The sequence below is a fragment of the Kitasatospora azatica KCTC 9699 genome (assembly GCF_000744785.1).
In the GTDB taxonomy this organism is placed as follows: Bacteria; Actinomycetota; Actinomycetes; order Streptomycetales; family Streptomycetaceae; genus Kitasatospora; species Kitasatospora azatica.
In genome coordinates this window covers 1,734,545-1,756,507 of sequence record NZ_JQMO01000002.1, presented here as the reverse complement: position 1 = coordinate 1,756,507, position 21,963 = coordinate 1,734,545, and the positions used below count along the sequence as shown (strand labels likewise).

Genomic DNA, 21,963 nt, shown 5'->3' with positions numbered 1-21,963 from the left:
TCCGCCGACGGCATACTCCCCGGCCGGGCTGTCCGCCGACGGCGGATTCCCTGGCCGGGCGGTCCGCCGACAGCGGACTCCGCAGCGCCCGGTCAGTACCGCACCGACCGCGGCTGCGGTCAGTACCGCACCGACCGCAGCCGCGGTCCGTACGGAGCCGCGTCCAGCCAGTGGCCGGCGCGGGTGGAGAGCGGGGACAGTGCGGCGGCGCCGCGTTGGACGAGACGACGGCGCAGGCTGCCGGCCAGCAGGTGGTCCAGTGCCGCGCCCGCCGCGAAGATGTTGCGCTCGGCGGCGGCCCGCCGGTCCCGTGCGTACCGCGCCACCGCCACCGCGCCCTCGCGGGTCGCCTGAGCCGCGGCCAGGGCGTCCGCGATACCGGAGTTCATGCCCCGGGCGCCGAACGGGGGAAGCAGGTGGGCGGCTTCGCCGGCGAGCAGGATCCGCCCGGTGGGGTCGGCGAACTCGCGGGCCAGGCGCCGCTGGAAGCGGTAGACCGAGGACCAGGTGACCTCGGTGCCCGCGCCCGGCGGCAGGACGGCGGGCAGCCACTCGGCGGCCCGTGCGGTCAACTCCTGGGCGTTGTCGCCGATTCGGCACTGGATGTCCACTCGCCAGCCGCCCCGGAACGGGACCAGCAGGACGTTGCGGCCGCCGACGGCGGGGTGGCGGTAGTGGAAGACCCGCTCGGGCGGCGCGGGTTCGGGGCCGTCCGCGACGTCGATCACCACGAACTCGGTGGCCGAGCTGCTCCCCTCCAGCGCGATGCCCGCCTCCTCGCGGACGCGGGAGCGGGAGCCGTCCGCGCCGATCACGAAACCGGCCCGGTACTCGGCGCCGGACCGGGCCGTCACCCGGACGCCAGGCGACCGACCGGCGCGCACCGACACCACCGGGTCACCGGCGACCGTCACCACGCCGGCGGCGGCGCAGGCCTCGCGGAGCATCCGCTCCACCTCGGTCTGCGGCAGGCTGGTGAACGGCGGCGGGCCGTCGGCGGCCGGCCGGTAGTGGCGGGCGTGCACCTCCCGGCCCGCCCAGAGCGTGCGCTTGGTGCCCCACACCAGTCCCTGGGCGGCGATCCGTTCGCCGAGCCCGGGGGAGACCCGGTCCAGCCGGTCGAGGGTGGCCCGGTGCACGAAGATCGCGCGGCTGCCCGCTCGGACCGTCCCCGGCGGTTCGGCCTCCAGCAGGACGGTCGTCAAGCCGAGCGCGCGAGCCGCGAGCGCCGCGCTCAGCCCGACCGGCCCGGCGCCCACCACCGCCACCTCAGCCGCCCCCGCTCCCACGCGGGTCACGAGGCGCGCTCCAGCGTGGCCGGCACCACCGCCGGGTTGAACCACTCCTCGACGTACAGCGGTTCCTCCGCCGCGAGCCAGAGCATGTAGCCCCGACAGACGGCCTGCCCGCCTTGGGACCCCGGCGCGTCCCAGTCGCCCAGCGCACACCAGAGCAACTCGCGCCGCTGGCCGGTCCCGCATGCGGCGACCGCCCGCCCGAGCGGCACCTGCGGTCCGGTGATCGCCGCCGCCAGCGACGGGTCCCCGGGCAGTTGACCCGTCACCAGGTTCCGCGAGACCACCAGCCCACCGGGCAGCACGAGTTCGGTGCGCCGGACCAGTCGGGTGCCCTTCAGCAGATGCTGCTCGCACACCCGCACCTCGAGCAGCGCGCCGAGCCGCTGCTCCAGCTGCGCGGTGGTCGAACCGCCGTGCAGCAGCAGCCGGCGAGTGAACGGATCACCGAACTCCTCGGCGGGGATGCCGAGTGACGGTCTGGCCACGGCGGCGGATATGGCAGACATGACTGTGGTTCCTCCCCATGAGCGAATGAGCAAGCAAGCATGACGACGCCGTGGCCGCCCCGGGCGGGCGACCACGGCGTGTTCCCCACCGAAGGCTCAGGCGGCCGGCTGGTACCCGCCGACCTCGAGCCGCTGGGTGATGGCGACCCGGTTGAAGGCGTTGATCACCGTGATCACCCAGACCAACTGGGCCAGCTGGTCCTCCCCGAAGACCTTCACCGCGTGATCGTAAACCTCGTCCGCCACCCGGTCCTGGTGAACCAGGGTGATCGCCTCGGCCAGGCGCAGCGCGGCCCGTTCCCGCTCGGTGTAGAAGGCGGTCTCCTCCCAGGCGTTGAGGGCGTAGATCCGCTGCTCGGTCTCGCCGGCGTGCCGGGCGTCCTTGGTGTGCATGTCGAGGCAGTAGGCGCAGCCGTTGATCTGCGAGGCGCGGATGCGCACCAGTTCGAGCAGCGGCTTCTCAAGTCCGGCGTCGAGGGCGGCCTTCTCGGCGGTACCGGCCAGTTTGATCATCACACCGTAGCTGTCGGCGGAGAGTTGACGAAGGTTCAGGCGCGATTCGTTCGTGGTGGTCATGGACCGAATATAGGTCGCCCGACGGGCCCGCGCTCGCTGACAGTCACCGGCAGTTGAACGGTCCGAAGCCAGTGGGCGGCTCCTCCCGGCAGGCGCTTGACAGCCAAGGTGTCTCGCGGAAAAGATAAATTCACGATGTCGAGCCGGCGTGCCGCGCCCTGTCCGCCGCCCGCTCGACCCCGCGCGCCTGACACCCCCTCAATCCGGGGTCGCGTCCCGCCGCGCCCAGAACCCGTCCGGAACCCGAGGTCCCGACAGCCCACCGGGACCGACCGACGAAACGGTTGGACGTACATGACTGAGCTGGCAACGCCCGAGCACACCATCACAACGAGCACACCCACAGCAGTCGGCACCGAGGAACACCTGCGCGAGATCCTGCGCTGGCACTTCGACCCCGCCACCGGCGCCCCGTTCTGGCTGCGCAAGGCGCCCACCCTGGGCTTCGACCCGCGCACCGATCTCGAGACCATCGCCGACCTGCGCCGATTCCCGGACTTCAGCGAGGAGTTGCGCACCGTCCCGGTGGAGCAGCTGATCCCGCGCGGCGCGCTGAGCCAGAGCTTCGAGGTCTTCGAGTCCGGCGGCACCACCGGCGCCCCCAAGCGCGTGGTGGACAGCACCGCGCGTTCCGAGAACGTCGAATGGGTCAGCCAGGTGCTGGCCGAGCACGGCTTCCCGGCCACCGGCCACTGGCTGCACGTCGGCCCGACCGGCCCGCACGTGGTCGGCCGGACCGTCCGGCACCTGGCCCGGCTGCGCGGCTCGCTCTGCTTCACGCTGGACTTCGACCCGCGCTGGGTGAAGCGGCTGATCGGCGCCGGCCGGCCCGAACTGGCCGCCGAATACCGGGAGTACCTGCTGGACCAGGTCGAACTCGTGGTCAGCAGCCAGCAGATCAAGGTGCTCTTCATCACCCCGCCGGTGCTGGAGGCACTCTGCGCCCGCCCGGAGCTCTACCAGCGGCTCGCCGACACCCTGGAGGGCATCCTCTGGGCCGGCACCAGCATCAGCCCGGAGTCGCTGCACCAGATCGAGACCGTCTTCTTCCCGAACGCCAAGGTCGCCGCCATCTACGGCAACACCCTGATGGGCATCGCCCCGCAGCGCCCGCGCCAGTCCGGCGACAGCCACCCCTGCGTCTTCCGTCCGTATGTGCCGCAGTCCGTGGTCGAGCTGGTGGACCCGGTCACCGGCGGGCCGGTCGGGTACGGGGAGCGCGGCCAGGTGCTGGTGCACCAGCTGAGCCGGGACATGTTCCTGCCCAACGTGCTGGAGCGGGACACCGCGATCCGGGTCCGCCCGGCGGCCGGTGACCAGGTCGACGGGCTGGCCGACATCGGGCCGCTGACCACCGAGCAGGCACCCACCGTGATCGAAGGGGTCTACTGATGAACACCGAAAGGGCGCACCGATGAACGCCGCCCAGTCAGCTCCGCCTGGCCGGCCGTCCCCGCCCGTCGTCAACCCGATCCTCGGCGGCCAGGCCGTCGAGAGCCGCGACCGCACCGAACTGACCGCACTGGACGGCTCGGTGCTCGCCTCGATCGGCCTGGCCCCGAGGCTGCTCGCCCAGGCCGCCGTCAACCGGCTGCGCACGGCGGCCCAGCAGGCGGCGCAGCAGCAGACCGGCGGACCGCCACCCGGCCCCGAACTCTTCGCCACCGCCGGCGAACTGTTCGCCAATGCCGAGTTGGACGGCGAGAGCCCGGCCGAGTACCGCCGCCGGGTGGTGCTGGCCACCGGCACCCCGGGCCCGGCGGTCAGCCGGGCGATCGAGAACATCCGCCGCTCGCTCGGCCTGGTCGAGCGGATCAACCAGGCCGAGCTCCCGCTGCCCTTCGCCGCCCCCGGCTACCGCACCCACTGGGTCCCGCGCGGCGCCCTGCTGGCCGCCATCGTGCCCAACAACCACCCCGAGCCGAACGTCAGTTGGGTACGCGCCCTGGCCATGGGCCTGCGGGTACTGGTCCGTCCTGGCAGCAAGGACCCGTTCACGCCACGCCGGTTGACCCTCGCCCTGCTCGCGGCCGGACTGGACCCGGACGCGCTGGCCTTCCTGCCCGGTGGCCACGAGGTCGGCGAACACCTGCTGGCCCAGGCCGACCTGGGGCTGATCTACGGGGGCCCGGCCGCCGTCGAGCGGTACGCGAAGCGCAGCGACGTGCTGGTGCGCGGTCCGGGCCGGAGCAAGGCGCTGGTCGAGGCCGGCGCCGAGCGGGACGAGCAGTTGCTCGCCGCCCTGGTCGAGTGGATCGCCGAGGACGGTGGGGTGCGCTGCAACAACACCTCGCTGGTCCTCACCAGCGGCCCGGTCGAGCCGCTCGCCGAGGCGCTGGCCGCCCGGCTGGCCGCGCTGCCCGTCCTACCGGTCCTGGACGAGCAGGCCACCCTGCCCGCCACCGGCGAGGCCGACGGCAAGGCGCTGGCCGACCACCTCGCGGCCCTGACCGGCGGTGCCACCGCCACCGACCACAGCAGCGCCCACCACGATTCGCCGCTCGCCCACCCCGGCGATGGCAGCACCGTGCTGCGTCCGCTGGTGGTCTCGGTCACCGACGGCGCCGACCCGCTGGTGGGGACCGAACTCGGCTTCCCCTTCGTGGTGGTGGCTCCCTGGCGGGCCGAGCAGGGGGTGCGCCCGCTGCGGGACTCGCTGGTGGTCAGCCTGACCGGCGAGCACGCGGGGCTGGCCGAGCGGGTCCTGCGCGAGCCCTCGGTGCGCAAGGTGGTCACCGGGCTGGTCCGCCCCTGGGCCGGCGTGCCGGAGACCCCGCACGACGGCAGCCTGTCGCAGTTCCTGCTGGAGCCCAAGGGCCTGGTCGACGCGGAGGTGACCGGATGACCGCCCCCGCACTCGGTCGCGGCACCACCCCCGCACCGGGCCGTGGCACCGCACCCGCCCCCGCACCCGGCCGCCACACCACCCCCGCGCAGCCGCAGCTGCCCAGCACCGACTGGCGCAACCTGCCCGCCGACCAGCAGCCGAGCTGGCCCGAACCCGCGCTCGCCGCCCAGGTGCAGGACCAACTCGCCCTGCAGCCGGCCCTCACCGCACCCGCCGACGTCCGCCGGCTCGGTTCGGCGCTGGCCCATGTCGCGGCCGGCCGTGCCTTCCTGCTGCAGGCGGGCGACTGCGCCGAACCCGTCGGCGCACCGGGCCTGACCGCCGTCCGGGGCAAGCACCGGATGATCGGCGCGATGGCCGAACTGATCAGCGGGCGCACCGACCAGGCCACCCTGACCGTGGGCCGGATCGCCGGTCAGTACGCCAAGCCCCGCTCCAAGCCGGAGGAGAGCACCGAGAGCGGGGTGCTGCCGGTCTACCGGGGCGACCTGGTCAACGGCCACGCCCCCGACCCGGCCGCGCGCACCGCCGACCCCCGGCGGATGCTGACGGCGTACCACACCGCCCGCGCGGTGCTCAACGAACTGCACCTGATCGCCCACGAGACGGCCTCCGCGCTCGCCCCGACGGCCTTCGTCCCGACCGCCTGGGGCCCCAGCGTCCCGGTGCTGCCCACCCTCGCCTGGGACGGCACGCTGCGCTCGGTGCTCAAGGGCTACGGCCAGACCGTCCCGACCGCCGAGGGCTGGCGCCGCACCGGGCTGTGGACCAGCCACGAGGCCCTGGTGCTCGACTACGAGCAGGCGCTGGTGCGGCGCGACCCGCACACCGGCGAGCACTACCTGCTCTCCACCCACCTGCCGTGGATCGGTGAGCGGACCCGGCGTCCGGACGGCGCCCACCTCGCCTTCCTGGCCCAGGTGGCCAACCCGGTGGCCTGCAAGATCGGGCCCGGCACCGGAGTCGAGGACCTGCTCGAGCTCTGCCACCGGCTCGACCCGCACCGCCGTCCCGGACGGCTCAGCCTGATCACCCGGTTCGGGGCCCAGCTGGTCCGGGACCGGCTGCCCGCCCTGCAGCGCGCGGTCCGCGCGGCCGGCCACACCGTGGTCTGGGTCTGCGACCCGATGCACGGCAACACCGTCACGACCGCCGGCGGGATCAAGACCCGGCTGATGAGCGACATCCTGGCCGAGTTGACCGGCTTCTTCGAGGTACTGCACCGGGCCGGGCAGCGGCCCGGCGGCGTGCACCTGGAGATCGCCGGCGACGCGGTCACCGAGTGCCTCGGCCAGGGCGGACCCAGCACCGAGGAGGGGCTGACCCGCGCCTACCGCACGCTCTGCGACCCCCGGCTGAACAACAACCAGGCCCTGGTGACGGCGCAGACCGTCGCCGAGCTGCTCGCCAAGGGCTGAGCGCCCGAGCCGAGTGGCCAACCCGCACCGACCCCCGCCCCCGCGACTCCGTCAGAAAGCCGCGTGATGCGCACTCTACTGATCGACAACCACGACTCCTACACCTACAACCTCTTCCAGTTGATCGCCGAGGTGAACGGTGTCGAGCCGACCGTGGTCACCAACGACGACCCGGCCGCCGAGCGGCTCGACCCGGCCGCCTTCGACAACGTGGTCATCTCACCGGGCCCCGGCCACCCGGCCCGCCCGCGCGACTTCGGCATCTCCGCCCGGATCCTGCGCACCGCCGAGACACCGGTGCTCGGCGTCTGCCTGGGCCACCAGGGCATCGGCCACGGCGAGGGCGCCGAGGTGGTGCCCGCCCCCGAGCCGCGGCACGGCTACCTGTCCACGGTCAGCCACGACGGCCGGGACATCTTCGCCGGGCTGCCGCAGGACTTCACCGTGGTGCGCTACCACTCGCTGAGCGTCGCCGAGCCGCTGCCGCCCACCCTGGAGGCCACCGCCTGGTCCGAGGACGGCGTGATCATGGGCCTGCGACACCGGCAACGGCCGCTCTGGGGCGTGCAGTTCCACCCCGAGTCGATCTGCACCGAGCACGGCCGCCGGATGCTGGCCAACTTCCGCGAGCTGACCCTGGCCCACCAGGCGGCCCACCCGCGCCCGGCCGCCGCCCGGCCCCTCGTCCCCACACTCGACGCCCCCACCCCGGTGGCACCCGCCGTCCCCGTCCCCGTCCCCGCCCACCCCGCCGAGCCGCTGGCCGGTCTGCGGGTGCACCTGCGCACCATCGAGACCGCCGTCGACACCGAGGCCGCCTTCACCCACCTGTACGCCGGGTCCGGCGCGCCGGCCTTCTGGCTGGACAGCGCCCACGTCGAACCGGGCCGCTCGCGCTTCTCCTTCCTCGGCGACGCCTCCGGTCCGCTGGCCGAGACGGTCCGTTACCGCACCGACGAGCAGCAGGTGGAGGTCCACCAGGCAGGCCGGCTGCCACGCCACGTACCGGGGACGATCTTCGACTACCTGCAGACCCAGCTGCGCCGCCGCCGCACCGACGTGCCCGACCTGCCGTTCGACTTCACCGGCGGCTACGTCGGCTACTTCGGCTACGAGCTCAAGGGCGACCTCGGCGCGGCCAACAAGCACCGCTCACCCAGCCCGGACGCGATGTGGATCTTCGCCGACCGGGTGATCGTGGTCGACCACCAGGAGGACAGCACCTACCTGCTGGCCCTCAGTGACAACGGACCTGACGCCGAGTCGGCTGCCGTCCGCTGGCTGGACGGCACCGCCGCCACGCTGCTCTCGCTGCCCGCCGCCACCTCCTCGGCGCCGCTGCCCGGCCCCCGGCAGAGCCCCGACGCCGAGGCCTGGCTCACCCACGACCGCGAGCAGTACCGGGCCCGGATCGCCGAGATCCACCAGCAGCTGCGGGCCGGCGAGAGCTACGAGGTCTGCCTGACCACCTCCGCCTGGCTGCCCGCCGAGGAGGACGGCTACGCCTTCTACCGCACCCTGCGCCGGGCCAATCCCGCCCCGTACGCGGCCTATCTGCGCCTCGGCGAGGTGGAGATCGCCAGCTCCTCGCCCGAGCGGTTCCTGACCATCGACCGGGCCGGCACGGTGGAGACCAAGCCGATCAAGGGCACCGTGCCACGCGGCGCCGACCCCGAGCAGGACGAGGCCCTGCGGGCCTCGCTGGCCGCCAGCGCCAAGACCCGGGCCGAGAACCTGATGATCGTCGACCTGCTCCGCAACGACCTGGGCCGGGTCTGCGAGGTGGGCAGTGTGCACGTGCCCCGGCTGATGGCCACCGAGACCTACACCACGGTCCACCAGCTGGTCTCCACCATCCGCGGCCGACTGCGCCCCGGCAGTGACGCGATCGACGTGGTCCGGGCCTGCTTCCCGGGCGGATCGATGACCGGTGCGCCCAAGCAGCGCACCATGGAGATCATCGACGGCCTGGAGACCGAGGCCCGCGGCGTCTACTCCGGTTCGATCGGCCTGCTCTCCACCAACGGCACCGCCGACCTCAACATCGTGATCCGCACCGCCGTCAAGATCGGCGACCAGTGGCGGATCGGGGCCGGCGGCGCGATCGTGCTGGACTCCGACGCGGACGAGGAGTTCGCCGAGATGGTGCTCAAGGCCTCCGCCCCGCTGCGCGCCTTCCGGCTCGCCGACCCGCTCGCGGCCTGAGCGGAGCCGGCCGATGAACCTGCTCGCAGCTCTCGAACAGGCCGCCGCCGAGGGCGGTTGGGCCGATCGTCCGGCCTTCCACGAAGGGGACCGGACCGTCAGCCACGGCGAGGTCCAGCTGCTCGCCGCCCGCGCCGCCGCCGTGCTCGCCGAGCACGGCGTCGGCCGGGCGGACCGGGTGCTGATCGCGCTGCCCGACTCGATCGGCTGGGTGGTGGCGTTCCTCGCCACCGCCCGGCTCGGCGCCACCGCGGTGCTGGCCAACCCGGCGCTGACCGCCGAACGGCTGCGCCACCTGGCCGCCGACAGCGCCGCCGTGCTGCTGCTCGCCGAACCCGAGACCGCCGCCCGGCTCCCCGGACTTCCGCACCTGAGTACCGTTCTGACGGATCATCAGAATGTGGGCTCCCGGGACGCCGCGCCGATCGCCGAGGTGTCCGACGAGCACCCGCTCTACCTGCAGTACACCTCCGGAACCACCGGCCTGCCCAAGGGCGTTGCGCACCGGCACGCCGACCTCGCCCGGTACTACCACGGCGCCGGCGCCCAACTGCTCGGCGTAGGCCCGGGCGACACCGCACTCTCGGTGTCCAAGCTCTTCTTCGCCTACGGTCTGGGCAACGCCCTGGCCTTCCCGCTCTTCTCCGGCGGCGCGGCCGTACTGGAACCGGGCCCGCCGCGCCCGGCCCGGATCGCCGAACTGGTGGCCCGGCACCGGGTCAGCTACCTCTACGCCGTCCCGTCCGCCTACGCCAACCTGCTCGCCGAGACCGAACCGGCCGCCTTCGCCAGTGTCCGGGCCGCGGTCTCGGCGGGGGAGCGGCTCAGCGCCGAACTGGCCGAGAGGGTCAGCGGGTTCCTCGGCGCCCCGGTCTACGACCAGCTCGGCTCCACCGAGGCGGGCCACGCGATCGCCAGCAACGGCGCGGGTGGCCACACCTCGGGCACGGTCGGCTTCCCGGCCCCGGGCTTCGAGGTCCAGGTGCGCGACCGAGCCGGTCGGGTACTGCCCCAGGGCAGCGCCGGCGAACTCTGGGTGCGCGGACCGACCGTGATGACCGGCTACCTCAACCTGCCCGAGGAGACCGCCCGCACTCTGGTGGACGGCTGGCTCAACACCCGGGACCGGGCGCTGCTCAACCCGGACGGCAGCTTGGTCCACCTGGGCCGCACCGACGACCTGGAGATGGTCGGCGGCATCACCCTCTCCCCGGTGGAGATCGAGCAACTGCTGGCCCGCCACCCGCAGGTGCGCGATGTCGCGGTGGCCGGGGTCGGCAACGAACGCGGCGCCACCAAACTGCGCGCCTATGTGGTGCCGCACGTCGGCGTTGCCGATCCCGCCGCGCTGGAGGGCGAGTTGATCGCGCTGGCCCGCACCCACCTGGAGCCCTACAAGGTGCCGCGCGGGGTCGACCTGGTCGACCGCCTGCCGCGCACTCCCACCGGGAAGCTGCAGCGCTTCCTGGTCCGCCAGGGCCGCTGGTAACCGACCGCCGGCCCCCGTACCCCCAACTCCTGCTCAGAGAAAGCAGACCCGCCGATGTTCGCCAAGCTCGCCCGCAAGCTCGCCACCGGCAACCTCCCCGACACCGCCTTCTACCTCGGCCGGCTCTGGGAGCAGGCCGCCGCCAAGCACCCCGGCGTGCCGGTCACCCTGGATCAGCCGCTGGCCACCTTCCCCGCGCTCGGCACCGACTTCAGCTACGCCGCCCTGGCCGACGTGGTGGACGACCTGGCCGCCCGGCTCTGGGAGATCGGCATCCGCCCCACCGAGCGGGTCGCCGTGCACAAGAGCGACAACTTCGACATCTCGCTGCTGGCCAGCGCGGTCTCCCGGGTCGGCGCGGTGCCGGTGATGGTCTCCTCCGCGCTGCCCGGCGAGATCGTCGCCCAGTTGCTGGCCCGGCTCGACCAGCCCTGGCTGATCACCGACGCCGCCAAGCTCACCGGTCCGCTGGACGGCGTCCCGGTCGGCGAGTTGACCCGCGAGACGGTGCTGGCCGGCACCGAGCCGCACCAGGGACTGCGGCTGATCGCCGAGCTCACCGGCCTACCCCGGCGCCCGGCCGTCTACCTGCACCCCACCCAGCCGCACCTGATCACCCACACCTCCGGCACCACCGGCGTCTCCAAGCTGATGGTGCACAACGCCCGCGGCCTCTTCCACCGGCTGCTGCCCCAGCAGTTGATCGCCTGGCCGATCCGCCGCAAGGAGACCGTGGCGCTGTGCATGTCCTTCGTGCACTCGCGCTTCTTCCACTCGCTGGGTGTCTTCCTCAACTACGGCAACCCGCTGCTGGTGCTCAACGACCCGGACCCGGACAAGATCGCCCCGATCTTCGTCCGGCACCGCCCGGGCCTGGTGGAGACCCACCCCAACAACTTCGTCCAGTGGGAGGACCTGGCCACCGCCCCCGGCGCCCCGCTGTCCAGCGTCCGCTACTACAGCAGCACCTTCGACGCCATCCACCCGCGCACCATCCAGCGCCTGCTGGCCGCCTCCACCCGCCCCCGCCCACTGCTGATCCAGCTCTACGGCCAGAGCGAGACCGGCCCGATCTCCGGTGCCTGGTACACCCAGAAGAGCGCCGAGAAGAACGACGGCCGCGACGTCGGGTACGTGCTGCCCGGCTTCATCAAGGTCCGGGTGGTGGACGAGCAGGGCCGACCGGTACCGCAGGGCCGGCCCGGCCACCTGGAACTGCGCGGCCGCAGCACCGTGATGACCTACCTCGGCGAGCACGAGCGCTACCTGCGCAACAAGACCGACGGCTGGTGGCGCCTGGGCGACATGGGCTACCTCGGCCGGTTCGGCAAACTCCACCTGATCGACCGGGAGATCGACCAGATCGAGGAGATCGACAGCAACCTCGAGGTCGAGGACGTGCTGATGTCCCGGCTCGAGGAACTGCTCGAGGCGGTCATCGTGATCGGCCCCGAGGGCCAGGCGGTGCCGGTGGTCTGCACCCGGCGGGACGCCCCGCTCGACCCCGAGCGCTGGGCCCGGGCCACCGCCGACCTGCCGCAGCTGGCCACCCCGCTGCACTGGCCGTTCACCGCGGTGCCGCGCACCTCCACCTGGAAGGTGCGCCGGGTGGAGATCACCCGGATGCTCCGCGAGGACACCGCGCCGACCGTCCCCGCCGCCCGTAGCTGACGAACCGTCACTTCCAGATCTGGAGAAGCTCCATGTCCCCTTCCCCCGTGCTGGTCGTCGGCGCCGGACCGGTCGGCCTGACCGCCGCGCTGGCGCTGCGCAGCCACGGCCTGCCGGTCACCGTGCTGGAGGCCGAGCCCGCCGACCGGATCCGGCCCGGCAGCCGCGCGCTCTTCGTGCACCGCGAGTCGCTGCAGCTGCTCGGCCGGATCAGCCCCGGCCTGGACCGCACCCTGATCGAGAACGGCGTCATCTGGCCGACCCGGCGCACCGTCTACCGCAGTCGCGAGGTCTTCGCCCGCAGCTACTCGCCGCAGGCGCTGCGCCCCGGCGCCACCCCGCCCTTCACCAGCCTGCGCCAGATCGAGACCGAGCGGCACCTGCTCGCCGCCTGCCGGGCGGCCGGCGTCGAGTTCGCCTGGGGCTCGGCCGTCACCGAGGTCGCCACCGACGCCGCGGGCGTGCGGATCACCACCGAGGACGGCACCGTCCACACCGCGCAGTACGTGATCGGCGCGGACGGTGCCCGCTCCCAGGTGCGCCGCTCGCAGCGGATCGCCATGACCGGCGAGCGCTCCGAGGCCTTCCACGTGGTGGTCGACATCGCCGAGGACCCGGACCACCCGCTGCCGCTGGAGCGGGTCTTCGTCTACGAGCACCCCGAACTCGGCGGCCGCAGTGTGATGCGGGTGCCGTTCGCCGGCGGCTTCCAACTGGACCTGCAGTGCAAGGACGACGACCGCCCCGAGGACTGGGCGGACGAGGCGGCGGCCCGGGCCTGGGTGACCAAGGTGGTCGGCGCCAGGTATGCCGACCGGCTGCTCTGGGTCTCCCGCTACCACTTCCTGCACGTGGTCGCCGAGCAGTTCACCGACCCCGAGCGCCGGGTGCTGCTGGTGGGGGAGGCCGCGCACCTCTTCCCGCCGTTCGGCGCGCGCGGCATGAACAGCGGCATCGCCGACTCGGTGGCGGCCGCCGAGGCGGTGGCGCAGGCGCTGGTCGCCCCGGAGCCGGCCGACCGGCTGGCCGCCGTCGACGCCTTCGCCCAAGCCCGCAAGGCCGCGGCCCAGTTCAACAGCGAGGCGGCCCGCACCGCGCTCGCCCACCTGCGCCCGCGCCGCCGACTCACCCGGCTCAAGCAGGCCGCCGGAGCCGCCCTGTCGCCGTACCTCGGCTCCTGCGGGGAGTGGCTGGAACGCGCCCCGTATGGGCCGCGCACCGGTGTGGCGGGCGTGACGGCCGGGCGGTACTGAGCGATGAGCACCGCTACCGCCGAGCGCTGGCTCGCCTGGGACGCCGATCGCGGCTTCGCGACCGAAGCCGAAGCCGACTCGATGTCTTCTGCCGAATTGGCGGAGCTGCTGGTGGCCGACTCCTGGTTGGTCGAGCACGGCGAGGTCCGCGACCTGGTCCACCACCAGGCCCGATTCACCGCCGCCTGCGCCCAGTTGGGCGTCTTCGCGCCGACCGTGGACCGGTTCTGGCAGCAGGCCGTCGCCGAACTCCCGCGCACGGGCGCCTGGTTCCCGCGGGTCGAACTGCGCGGCGGGCCCGCCTCGAGCTGGGTGCAGCTCGGGCTGCGACTGCGCCCGGCGCCGCCGCTGGCGAGCACCGTCCGGGTGCTGCTCTGGCCGGCCGCCGACCCGCGCCGCACGCCCTGCCGCAAGGGTCCCGACCTGCCACTGCTCGCCGAGCTGAAGGCCGCCGCCCAGACGGCCGGCGCCGACGACGCGCTGCTGATCGGTCGGGACGGCCGGGTCCTCGAGTCCACCACCGCCAGCCTGCTCTGGTGGGAGGGTGACCTGCTCTGCCTGCCCGACGCCGAGGATCGCCTACTGCCCGGTGTCACCGCTGAACTGATCGTCCGTCAGGCAACTGACCTGGGCATCGAGGTGCGCCGCCGCCCGGCCGGGCCGGCCGACCTGAACGGCCGCGAGGCCTGGCTGGTCAACGCCCTCCACGGGATCCGCCCCGTCACCGCCTGGACGGGCACCGGCCTGCGCCCGGGGCCGGCCGAGCGGGCGCCGAACTGGCAGCGCCTGCTGGCGACTTCGGCCCGTCCGCTGCCCACCCCTCACGGAGAGAAGCTCACATGATCACCCGAAGGACCCTGCTCGGCACCGGCGCCGGTGTCGCCGCCTCGGCCGGCCTGCTGCTCGCCGGCCCGGCCGCCGCCACCAACCGCCGCCCCGGCCGCAACTGGGACCAGCTGGCCACCGCCCTGACCGGCGACCTGGTCCGCCCCGGCGAGGCCGGCTACGACCAGGCCAGGAAGCTGGAGAACGCCCAGTTCGACACCGTCTTCCCGCAGGCCGTGGTCTACGCGGAGACCCCGCAGGACGTCCGCACCGCGATGCGTTTCGCCCAGGACCAGGGCCTGCACACGGCGGTGCGCAGCGGCGGCCACAGCTACGCCGGCTGGTCCACCACCGAGGGGCTGGTGATCAACCTGACCCGGCTGAACAAGGTGACCGTGGGCCGGGACACCGTCAGCCTCGGCCCCGGGGTGCAGGCGGTGGACGTGGTCCCGCAGCTCGCCCCGCACGGGCTCACCGTGCCGGCCGGGTTCTGCCCCACCGTCAGCCCCGGCGGCTTCGTCACCGGTGGCGGCACCGGCTGGCAGTACCGCAAGTACGGACCCGCCTGCGACCGCCTGGTCTCCGCCCAGGTGGTGCTGGCCGACGGCCGGATCGTCAACGCCACCGAGCAGCGCCACGCCGACCTGCTGTGGGCCCTGCGGGGCGGTGGCGGCGGCAACTTCGGTGTGGTCACCGAGTTCCGGATGGCGCCCACCAGGATCGCCCGGGTCGCCCACTACACCCTCACCTTCGCCTGGCAGGACGCCGCCCGCGCCGTGGCCGGCTACCTCGACTGGACCACCCAGGCCTCCGCCGACCTGGCCAGTGACGGCGTGCTGCTGCTGCCCGACGCGAGCCCCGGCGCGGTGCCGCTGGTCATCGTCACCGGCGTCCACCTGGGCGGGGTCGCCACCCTGGAACGGGACCTCGCGCTGCTCGGCTCGCTCACCGGCGTGGCCCCCGCCACCCGGGTGGTCCAGGACCTCGGCTACGAGCAGGCGATGATGCAGGTCTTCGGCTGCGGCGACAAGACCGTCGACTCCTGCCACACCGTCGGCAACAACGCGCACGCCGCGCTGCCCCGGCAGGCCTACGTCAAGAACCGCGGCCGGATGTTCACCCGGGTGCTGCCGTCCACCGGAGTGGACCGCCTGCTCGCCGCCTTCGACGCGGACCGGCGGGCCGGCCAGACCCGGATCGTCAGCCTGCTCGGCCTCGGCAAGAACGCCAACGCCCGCTCGCTGGACCACGGCGCCTGGGCGCACCGCTCGGCCCTCTACAGCGGCACCCTGACGGTGAGCCTGGCCGACCCCAACCCGCCGGCCGAGGAGCGGGCCGCCGCGCAGAGCTGGCTGGACGGGGTCTTCCACGCGATCGACCCGTTCTCCAACGGCCACTCGTACGTGAACTTCCCCGACACCGCGCTGACCGACTGGGCCGACGCCTACTACGGGCCCAACCTGCCGAGGCTCAGCCGGGTGAAGCGGCAGTACGACCCGCATGGCTTCTTCCGCTTCGCGCAGTCGGTGCCGGCGGCCTGAGCCAGGCCTGAGCCAGGCCTGAGCTTGGGCTTGAGCCGGACCTGAGCCGGGTCTGCCCCGGGCCTGACTCGGGATGCGGGGTGGGGCGGGTGCGGCGAGGGTGGGGAGCGTATGTGCACTCGCTCACCCCGCAAAGGATGGCCATGGACGTCACCGACCTCACCCCCGCCGCCCTCGCCGCCCTGGCGGCACCCCGCCCGCTCCCGGCGGTCACCGTCGCCGTTCCCACCCACCGGCGCGAGCCGGACAGCGAGCAGGACCGGCTCTGGCTGAAGAACCTGCTCGGCGAGGCCCGGCGCCGGATCGAGGCCGACGAGTCACTGGCCCGCTCCGACCGCCTGGACGTGCTGGGCCGGCTGGACAAGGCGGTCGAGGAGGCGGACCTGCGGCACGCCCAGGACGGGCTGCTGCTCTTCGCCGCCCCCGGGGAGCACCAGGTCTGGTCGATCCCGCGCACCGTGCCCGCCCGGGTGGTGGTCTCCGACACCTTCCTGACCCGCAACCTGGTCGCCGCCCGCGCGGTGCACGCGCCGTACTGGGTGCTCACCCTGGCCGCGCACCGGGTCCGGCTGTGGACCGGTGCCGGGCCCGACCTGGCCGAGGCCCGGGTCGCCGGCTTCCCGCAAATCCCGGCCAATCCGGAGAAGTTCGACCCCCAGCGGGAGGAGCGGATCGGCGACACACCGAACGCGTACAGCAACGAGGACACCAAGTCCTTCTTCCGTGAGGTGGACGGCGCGCTGGCCGGGCTGCTCAAGGAGGACCCGCGCCCGGTCTTCCTGGTCGGCGTGCCCGAGGCGGTCAGCCTCTTCGAGTCCGTCACCTCCAGTCACCCGTCAGCGGCCGGCCGACTCGAGAAGGGCGGCCTCGGCGACGGCCCCGCCACCGCGCTGGCCCCCGCCCTCGCTCCCGTCCTCAGCTCCTACGCCGCCGCCCAGGAGGCCGCCGCGCTCGCCCGATTGGACCAGGCCGCCAGTCGCAAGACCCTCGGCGCCGGCCTGGACGAGATCTGGCTCGCCGTCACCGGGGGCCGGGTCGCCGAACTCGTCCTGGAGGAGCACTACCAGGCCACCGTCCTGATCGCCGACGGTCACCTCGAACCCGCCCCCAACCCGGGGGGCGCGCTCGGCGGTGCGGAGCGCGACGTCCGCGAGGACGTGGTCGACGAGATCGTGGAACGCACCCTGCTGGCCGGTGGAGAGGTGAGCTTCGTGGCGGACGGCGCCCTGACTGAGCGCCAGTCGATCGCGGCGGTGCTGCGGTACTGAGCTGGGGAGGGGCGGGGAGGAGCTGGGGCGGGGCGAGCTGACTGAGCGCTTGCTCACCGCCCCCGCTCAGCAGGGCGTGGCGAGTGCACGGAAAATCCCGTGCCTGCCCGGCGGCCCGCTGGCAGACTCGCCCCTCATGACCATCGACGCAGCCCGACGTACCCCAACCGTGCCGGGACCGCTGAGCAAGCGCTCATTCAGATGGTTCTTCGTGGGGCGGGCGGTATCGCTGTTCGGCAGTGCGATGACGCCGGTGGCGCTCGCCTTCGCGGTGCTCGACCGCAGCGCCGATCCGCGCTGGCTCGGTTATGTGCTGGCCGCTCAGATGGCGCCGATGGTGGCCCTGGTGGTGGTCGGCGGCGGCTTCGGCGACCGGTACCGGCGCGACCTGGTGCTGCGGATCTCCAATGCCGGAGCCGGGCTCAGCCAGGCCGGCGTCGCCGCCGTGGTGCTGACCGGCGCGCGCCTGTGGTTGCTGATCCCGCTGGCCTTCCTCAACGGCGTACTGGAGGCCTTCACCACGCCCGCGCTGCGCGGCATCGTCCCCGAGCTGGTGGCGACGGAGGACGTCCAGCGCGCCAACTCCCTGCTCAGTACCGTGCAGAACGCCTCCCGGGTACTCGGTCCGACACTGGCCGGTGTGCTCGCGGCAACGGTCGGCGGCGGCTGGGGGATCGCCTTCGACGCGTTCAGCTTCCTGGTCGCGGCGGCCTGCCTGACGCAGGTCGCGGTGCCCGCCAAGCAAGCGCTCAGTCAGCGCCTGCTGCCGGAACTGCGCGCCGGCTGGCGCTACTTCCGCTCGCTGCCCTGGCTCTGGTCGATCACCGCCTGCTTCGCCCTGCTGAACGCGATCCAGCTCGGCGTCTGGCAGGTGCTCGGCCCCGCGATCGCACGGCACAGCATCGGCGAGGGCGCCTGGGGCGCCGTGCTCAGTGTCAAGGCGATCGGGCTGCTGGCGTTCAGCCTGGTGATGCTGCGTCTGACGGTGCGTCGACCGCTGGTCGTCGGGCTGAGCGGGTTCGCCCTGTCAGGGGTGCCACTGGTGCTGCTCGGCACCCGTGCCTCCGCGGTCTGGCTGGGTGCGGCGGCCTTCCTGGCCGGGACGGTCACCGCCCTCTTCGGCATCCTCTGGGACACCACCCTGCAGACCCGGATCCCCGGCGAGCTGCTCTCCCGGGTCTGCGCCTACGACGACTTCGGCTCCTACGTCGCCATCCCGATCGGCCAGCTCTCGGCCGTGGCGATCGCCACCGCCGTCGGCACCGGCCCGGTGGCGGTGGCGGGCGGCATCGCCTTCACAGTCATCGCCCTGCTGCCGCTGACACTGCGCTCGGTCCGGGCCGTCACCACGGTGGGAGCGGACCGACCAGCTGCCGCTGCGGCTGACCCGGGGGGCGCCGACTCCGAGGCTGTGAGCGATTCGCCCCGGCCAAGTATGTGATCTTGGGCCAGGGCAGGACCGACTACTCGAAGGCCGGGATCGCAGCTTGTCAGGGCTCGAACGGGTGCTGGAACAACTTCCAGTGGCCTTCGGAGACCACTTCGGCGGCGCCATCGACCACCTTGATGGCGGTCTGCTCGTCAATCGCATACGCCGGGCCGGCGATCCCGGTCGCCCATCGTTCCGCCTCGGCCATGGTGTTCTCCGGGCAAGCCGGATGATCAAGGTGCGGGAAGATCGAAAAATCCACCACACCCAAGGTGCTGTCGCCGCCGGTGGGCGGCCTCCAGCCCACGAAGATCTCCCCGATGCGGGGAGTCATCACCATGCTCCCGGCGCTGAGTCCCACGTAGACCGTGTCGGGCAGTGCCGGCAGGAGTTCAGCCAGCCCGGACTCCCGCATCCAGTGGCCCAGGTACAGCGCGTCACCGCCGTTGACCAACAGGACGTCGGCCTCCCGGACCCAGGAGACCCAGCGCGCCTCCTCGATGCTGGGCAGCGCGGTGAGCTCCAACACGCCCACCGACTTCCACCCCAGCTCGGTCATGGGGCTGGGAGACCGTCCGCTGATGAATCGCCACGGCCCGCCCGGATCGGCGTCGGGGGCTCCGTACCCCGCAGTGGGGATGCAGAGGGCGCTGGACTCGGCGATCGGCTTGCCCAGGAGGTCGATCAGCGCGTCCTGGATGCTCACGTTCTTGATGCCGGAGTCGGTGAGGAGAAGCTTCATCAGGTCCCTCCCGAGGAATGTCGTTGACGCAGGCAGTGCCGCCACAGGCGGATGCCTCATGTTGCCAGCAGCGGCGCTGCGCTCGGCGCATTCCAGGAGGCAACCGGCCTGACGCCGGCCGCACGCGTCAACCCCAGCCGGTCAGTGGCAGGTGTAGGTGAACGAGGTGGCGGCGGTGCGGGAGGTCGGGGAGTCCACCTGCAGGGTCGCCGTGGCCGCCATGGTGCCCTTGCCCTCGAAGGTCCACCGCAGCACCACGTCGGTGTGGTGACGGCCCTTCCGGACCGGCTGCTTGAGTTCCTCGGAGACCGTGCCGTCGCTGCGCAGCCAGCGGTAGGAGACGGTGCCCGCGCGGCCGTCGGTCTCCAGCGTGCCGACCACCACCGCGGTGCCGTCGCAGTTCGGGCCCGCGGGGTCGGTGCGGACCGAGACGGCGGTCACGGCGAGCGGCGGTGCGAACCGCTGCCAGGCCAGGTAGCCGAGCACCGCGAGCAGCAGGAGCACGGCCACCAGCAGCACCGGCCGCCTGCGGCGGCGCGGGCGCGGCGTGGCGACACCGGCGACCGGCTCGCCCGGGTGCGCGGTGCCGTGCCAGACGGCGGCCGCGACTGGCGGGACGGTCGCCGTGGTGCTCGGCACGCCCGGGCCGAAGCGGCGCAGTCCGTCGGTGTGCCCGTCGATCTGGGACGGCACCTCGTCGGCCGGGACGGCGGGGAGTACGACGGTGGCGACCGTGGTGTCGGGGAGCTCCACCGTGGTGGCCGGGGCGCCCCAGGCCTCGCCGTCGAGGTAGGTGGGGCTGTCGGTGTCGGTCTCGGTCGCGGGAGCCTTGCGGAGGTTGGTGGTGCGGTCGAGGCGGACCGTGCCGTCGAGGCGCACGGTGAGCTCGGGGTCCTGAGGTGCGGTCATGATGTCTTCCTGGAACAGGTCAGCGGGGCGGGTTGCACTGGAAGGCGTACTGCTCCTGGTAGCTGTCCTGCCCCCGGAGTGCGGCCGGATTGGTGTCGACCTGCAGGCCCCACGCAGTGGCGTTGTCCGCGAAGGTGTGGTTGACCGGGATCGAGGCCTTGGTCTGCCCCTTGGCGAGGGTGAAGGTCTGGGTTGCGACCACCGTCCTGGTGGTGCCGCCGTCGATCCAGCTGACGGTCAGTGTCCCGGCGGCGGCGCCGTCAGTGGTGACGTTGACCGTGCCCTGGGTGCCGTAGTTCCCGTAGCAGCCGTACCCGGTGATGCCCAGCGTGAAGACCCGCAGCACAGGAGCGGGGCTCGGTGACGGCGACGGGGTGGTGGAGGCGGGGGCCGGCGTCGTCGGTACCACCACCGGCGGGGTGGTCGGCGCGGGTGCGACGGTCACGCTCGGCGTCGGGCCCGCCGATGTGGGCTTGGGGCCGGTGGCGCCCGGCTTGGGCGTAGGACTTCCTGGGGTGGGAGCGGCCGTCCCACCGGGCGTAGGGCTCGCCGACGGTGACGGCGAGGTCGAGGCCGCAGCGGAGGCGGAGGCGGAGGCGGAGGCGGAGGCGGCGACGGTCGGGGAGGGCCCGGCCGAGGACGCGTCGCCGGCCGGTGCCAGCGAGGTCGTCAGCTCCGGCGCCGGAGCGGCCACCGAGGTGACGCCCGAGGCGTCCGCGCTGTCGGCCACGGCCATCTTCGCCATGGTCCCCGCCAGCAGGGCCACGCCCACTGCTCCGGCTGCTAGCCGGGCCCGGCGGCTCACCCTGGGGCGGCGCGCGGGGTGCGGGCCAGGGGCGGTGCTCGGCGCGGCGTCGGCTGCCGGACCGTCAGCACTCACCGCGCCGCCGATCACCGTGGTGCCGTCCAGCACGGTGGTGGCCAGCGCCGTGGTGCCCGCGCCGGCCGCACCGCCGGAGGGCAGCAGCAACAGCGGGAGCAGCGCCACCAGCGCCGCCAGTGCGTCCCGTCCGCGCTCCTCCCACTCCTCGCCGTACCCGGCGCGCGCCACCTGCTCGAGCTTCGCCACCAGCGCGGTCGCGTTCTTCGGGCGCTCCTGCGGCGTCTTGGCCAGGCCGGCCCGGATCAGCGGCCGGACCGGCTCCGGCGCCAGCTCGTCGGGGATGGGGGCCTCGGTGTGCTGGACGGCCAACTCGGCGATGGTGGTGCCGCTGTAGGGCTTGGCGCCGGTGAGGCACTCGAAGAAGGTCGCGGTGGCCGCGTACACGTCGGCGCTGGGCGAGGCGGGCTCACCCGCCCACTGCTCCGGGGCCATGTAGACGGGGGTGCCGGCGATGCCCGGAGTCTCGCCGCTGCGGACCGCGATGCCGAAGTCCACCAGCTTGGACGAGCCGTCGGCCGCGATCAGCACGTTCTCCGGCTTGTAGTCGCGGTGCACCACGCCGGCCGCGTGTGCGGCGGCCAGGCCGAGCAGCGAGCCCTTGAGCACGACCAGGGCCGCCTCCGGCGAGGTGGCTCCCTCCTCGCGCAGCAGGGCGCGCAGCGCGATGCCGTCCACCAGCTCCATGACGATCGCGGCGCCCTGCGGGCCCTCCACGTACTCGTAGAGCGCGGCGACCTGGGGCGAGCGCAGGTCGCCGAGCAGCACGGCCTCGGCACGGAAGGCGGTGGTGTCGCCGACCGCCGAGCTCAGGTACTTGATGGCGACCCGGGTGCCGGTGGCCTCATGCCGGGCCAGCACCACATGCCCGCTCGCGCCGGAGCCGAGCTCGCGCTCGTGGGTGTAGCCGGGCAGCGTCCAGAGGCCGTTGGCCTCGGCGGTGCTGCCCTCGGTCGGGCCGTTCATCTGCAGTCTCTCCCGTGGGGGTGGGCGCCGCCGCTGGACCGGAGGAGACCGGTGCGGTGGCTGCCGCGAACTCCCGCGGCGTAGTCAGCGACGTGCACCGTAGAGCCTCGGGTTCCCGGTTACGGTAAATCCGAGGTCA

At 73.4% G+C, this 21,963-nt stretch carries 17 protein-coding genes; 11 read left to right on the top strand and 6 right to left on the bottom strand.

Annotated features, from left to right (window positions below):
- Window positions 1-119 precede the first annotated feature (119 nt).
- From BR98_RS08255 to BR98_RS08245, 3 genes are all read right to left on the bottom strand, one after another.
- Window positions 120-1,298 carry an FAD-dependent monooxygenase gene (locus BR98_RS08255; RefSeq protein ID WP_232247282.1) on the bottom strand — a complete coding sequence of 393 codons (1,179 nt, stop codon included), beginning with the start codon at window positions 1,296-1,298 and terminating at the stop codon, window positions 120-122.
- Window positions 1,295-1,804 (bottom strand): hypothetical protein, encoded by a 510-nt coding sequence (locus tag BR98_RS08250; protein WP_035841439.1) that lies wholly within the window; start codon window positions 1,802-1,804, stop codon window positions 1,295-1,297. Before BR98_RS08250 ends, BR98_RS08255 begins: the two co-directional genes overlap by 4 nt.
- Before the next feature lie 96 nt (window positions 1,805-1,900).
- A complete protein-coding gene (locus tag BR98_RS08245) occupies window positions 1,901-2,380 on the bottom strand; it encodes a carboxymuconolactone decarboxylase family protein (RefSeq protein ID WP_035841437.1) in 480 nt (159 codons plus the stop codon).
- A 294-nt stretch (window positions 2,381-2,674) separates the two neighbouring features.
- Between BR98_RS08245 and BR98_RS08240 the strand changes: the two genes are divergently transcribed.
- From BR98_RS08240 to BR98_RS08190, 11 genes are all read left to right on the top strand, one after another.
- Window positions 2,675-3,772, top strand: a complete 1,098-nt coding sequence (locus BR98_RS08240) for an AMP-binding protein (RefSeq protein ID WP_157537485.1) — start codon at window positions 2,675-2,677, stop codon at window positions 3,770-3,772.
- Window positions 3,773-3,794: 22 nt separating this feature from the next.
- Window positions 3,795-5,225 (top strand): aldehyde dehydrogenase family protein, encoded by a 1,431-nt coding sequence (locus BR98_RS08235; protein ID WP_051969439.1) that lies wholly within the window; start codon window positions 3,795-3,797, stop codon window positions 5,223-5,225.
- Entirely contained in the window at window positions 5,222-6,646 is a 1,425-nt protein-coding gene (locus BR98_RS08230) for a 3-deoxy-7-phosphoheptulonate synthase (protein WP_083976142.1), read from the top strand. Before BR98_RS08235 ends, BR98_RS08230 begins: the two co-directional genes overlap by 4 nt.
- Before the next feature lie 66 nt (window positions 6,647-6,712).
- Complete coding sequence (gene pabB, locus BR98_RS08225) at window positions 6,713-8,851, top strand: aminodeoxychorismate synthase component I (protein WP_035841435.1); 2,139 nt, start codon at window positions 6,713-6,715, stop codon at window positions 8,849-8,851.
- A gap of 13 nt (window positions 8,852-8,864) precedes the next feature.
- Complete coding sequence (locus tag BR98_RS08220; RefSeq protein WP_035841434.1) at window positions 8,865-10,340, top strand: AMP-binding protein; 1,476 nt, start codon at window positions 8,865-8,867, stop codon at window positions 10,338-10,340.
- A gap of 54 nt (window positions 10,341-10,394) precedes the next feature.
- Window positions 10,395-12,011 carry a class I adenylate-forming enzyme family protein gene (locus tag BR98_RS08215; RefSeq protein WP_035841433.1) on the top strand — a complete coding sequence of 539 codons (1,617 nt, stop codon included), beginning with the start codon at window positions 10,395-10,397 and terminating at the stop codon, window positions 12,009-12,011.
- Window positions 12,012-12,043: 32 nt separating this feature from the next.
- Window positions 12,044-13,264: an FAD-dependent monooxygenase gene (locus tag BR98_RS08210; protein WP_035841431.1), complete on the top strand. Its 1,221-nt coding sequence runs from the start codon at window positions 12,044-12,046 to the stop codon at window positions 13,262-13,264.
- Window positions 13,265-13,267: 3 nt separating this feature from the next.
- Complete coding sequence (locus BR98_RS08205) at window positions 13,268-14,107, top strand: aminotransferase class IV (protein WP_198042140.1); 840 nt, start codon at window positions 13,268-13,270, stop codon at window positions 14,105-14,107.
- Entirely contained in the window at window positions 14,104-15,630 is a 1,527-nt protein-coding gene (locus BR98_RS08200) for an FAD-binding oxidoreductase (protein ID WP_035841430.1), read from the top strand. Before BR98_RS08205 ends, BR98_RS08200 begins: the two co-directional genes overlap by 4 nt.
- Window positions 15,631-15,773: 143 nt before the next feature.
- Window positions 15,774-16,898 carry a baeRF3 domain-containing protein gene (locus tag BR98_RS08195; RefSeq protein ID WP_035841428.1) on the top strand — a complete coding sequence of 375 codons (1,125 nt, stop codon included), beginning with the start codon at window positions 15,774-15,776 and terminating at the stop codon, window positions 16,896-16,898.
- A gap of 136 nt (window positions 16,899-17,034) precedes the next feature.
- A complete protein-coding gene (locus tag BR98_RS08190; protein ID WP_083976138.1) occupies window positions 17,035-18,339 on the top strand; it encodes an MFS transporter in 1,305 nt (434 codons plus the stop codon).
- A 49-nt stretch (window positions 18,340-18,388) separates the two neighbouring features.
- Here BR98_RS08190 and BR98_RS08185 read toward each other — a convergent pair whose 3' ends face one another.
- The 3 genes from BR98_RS08185 to BR98_RS08175 all read right to left on the bottom strand — a co-directional run bounded on the left by BR98_RS08185 (window position 18,389) and on the right by BR98_RS08175 (window position 21,824).
- A complete protein-coding gene (locus tag BR98_RS08185; protein WP_035843581.1) occupies window positions 18,389-19,069 on the bottom strand; it encodes a Type 1 glutamine amidotransferase-like domain-containing protein in 681 nt (226 codons plus the stop codon).
- A 141-nt stretch (window positions 19,070-19,210) separates the two neighbouring features.
- Complete coding sequence (locus BR98_RS08180; RefSeq protein ID WP_051969438.1) at window positions 19,211-19,978, bottom strand: hypothetical protein; 768 nt, start codon at window positions 19,976-19,978, stop codon at window positions 19,211-19,213.
- 19 nt (window positions 19,979-19,997) lie between these two features.
- Window positions 19,998-21,824, bottom strand: coding sequence for a serine/threonine-protein kinase (locus BR98_RS08175; RefSeq protein ID WP_051969437.1), 1,827 nt, complete (start codon window positions 21,822-21,824; stop codon window positions 19,998-20,000).
- Between the last annotated feature and the right edge of the window lie 139 nt (window positions 21,825-21,963).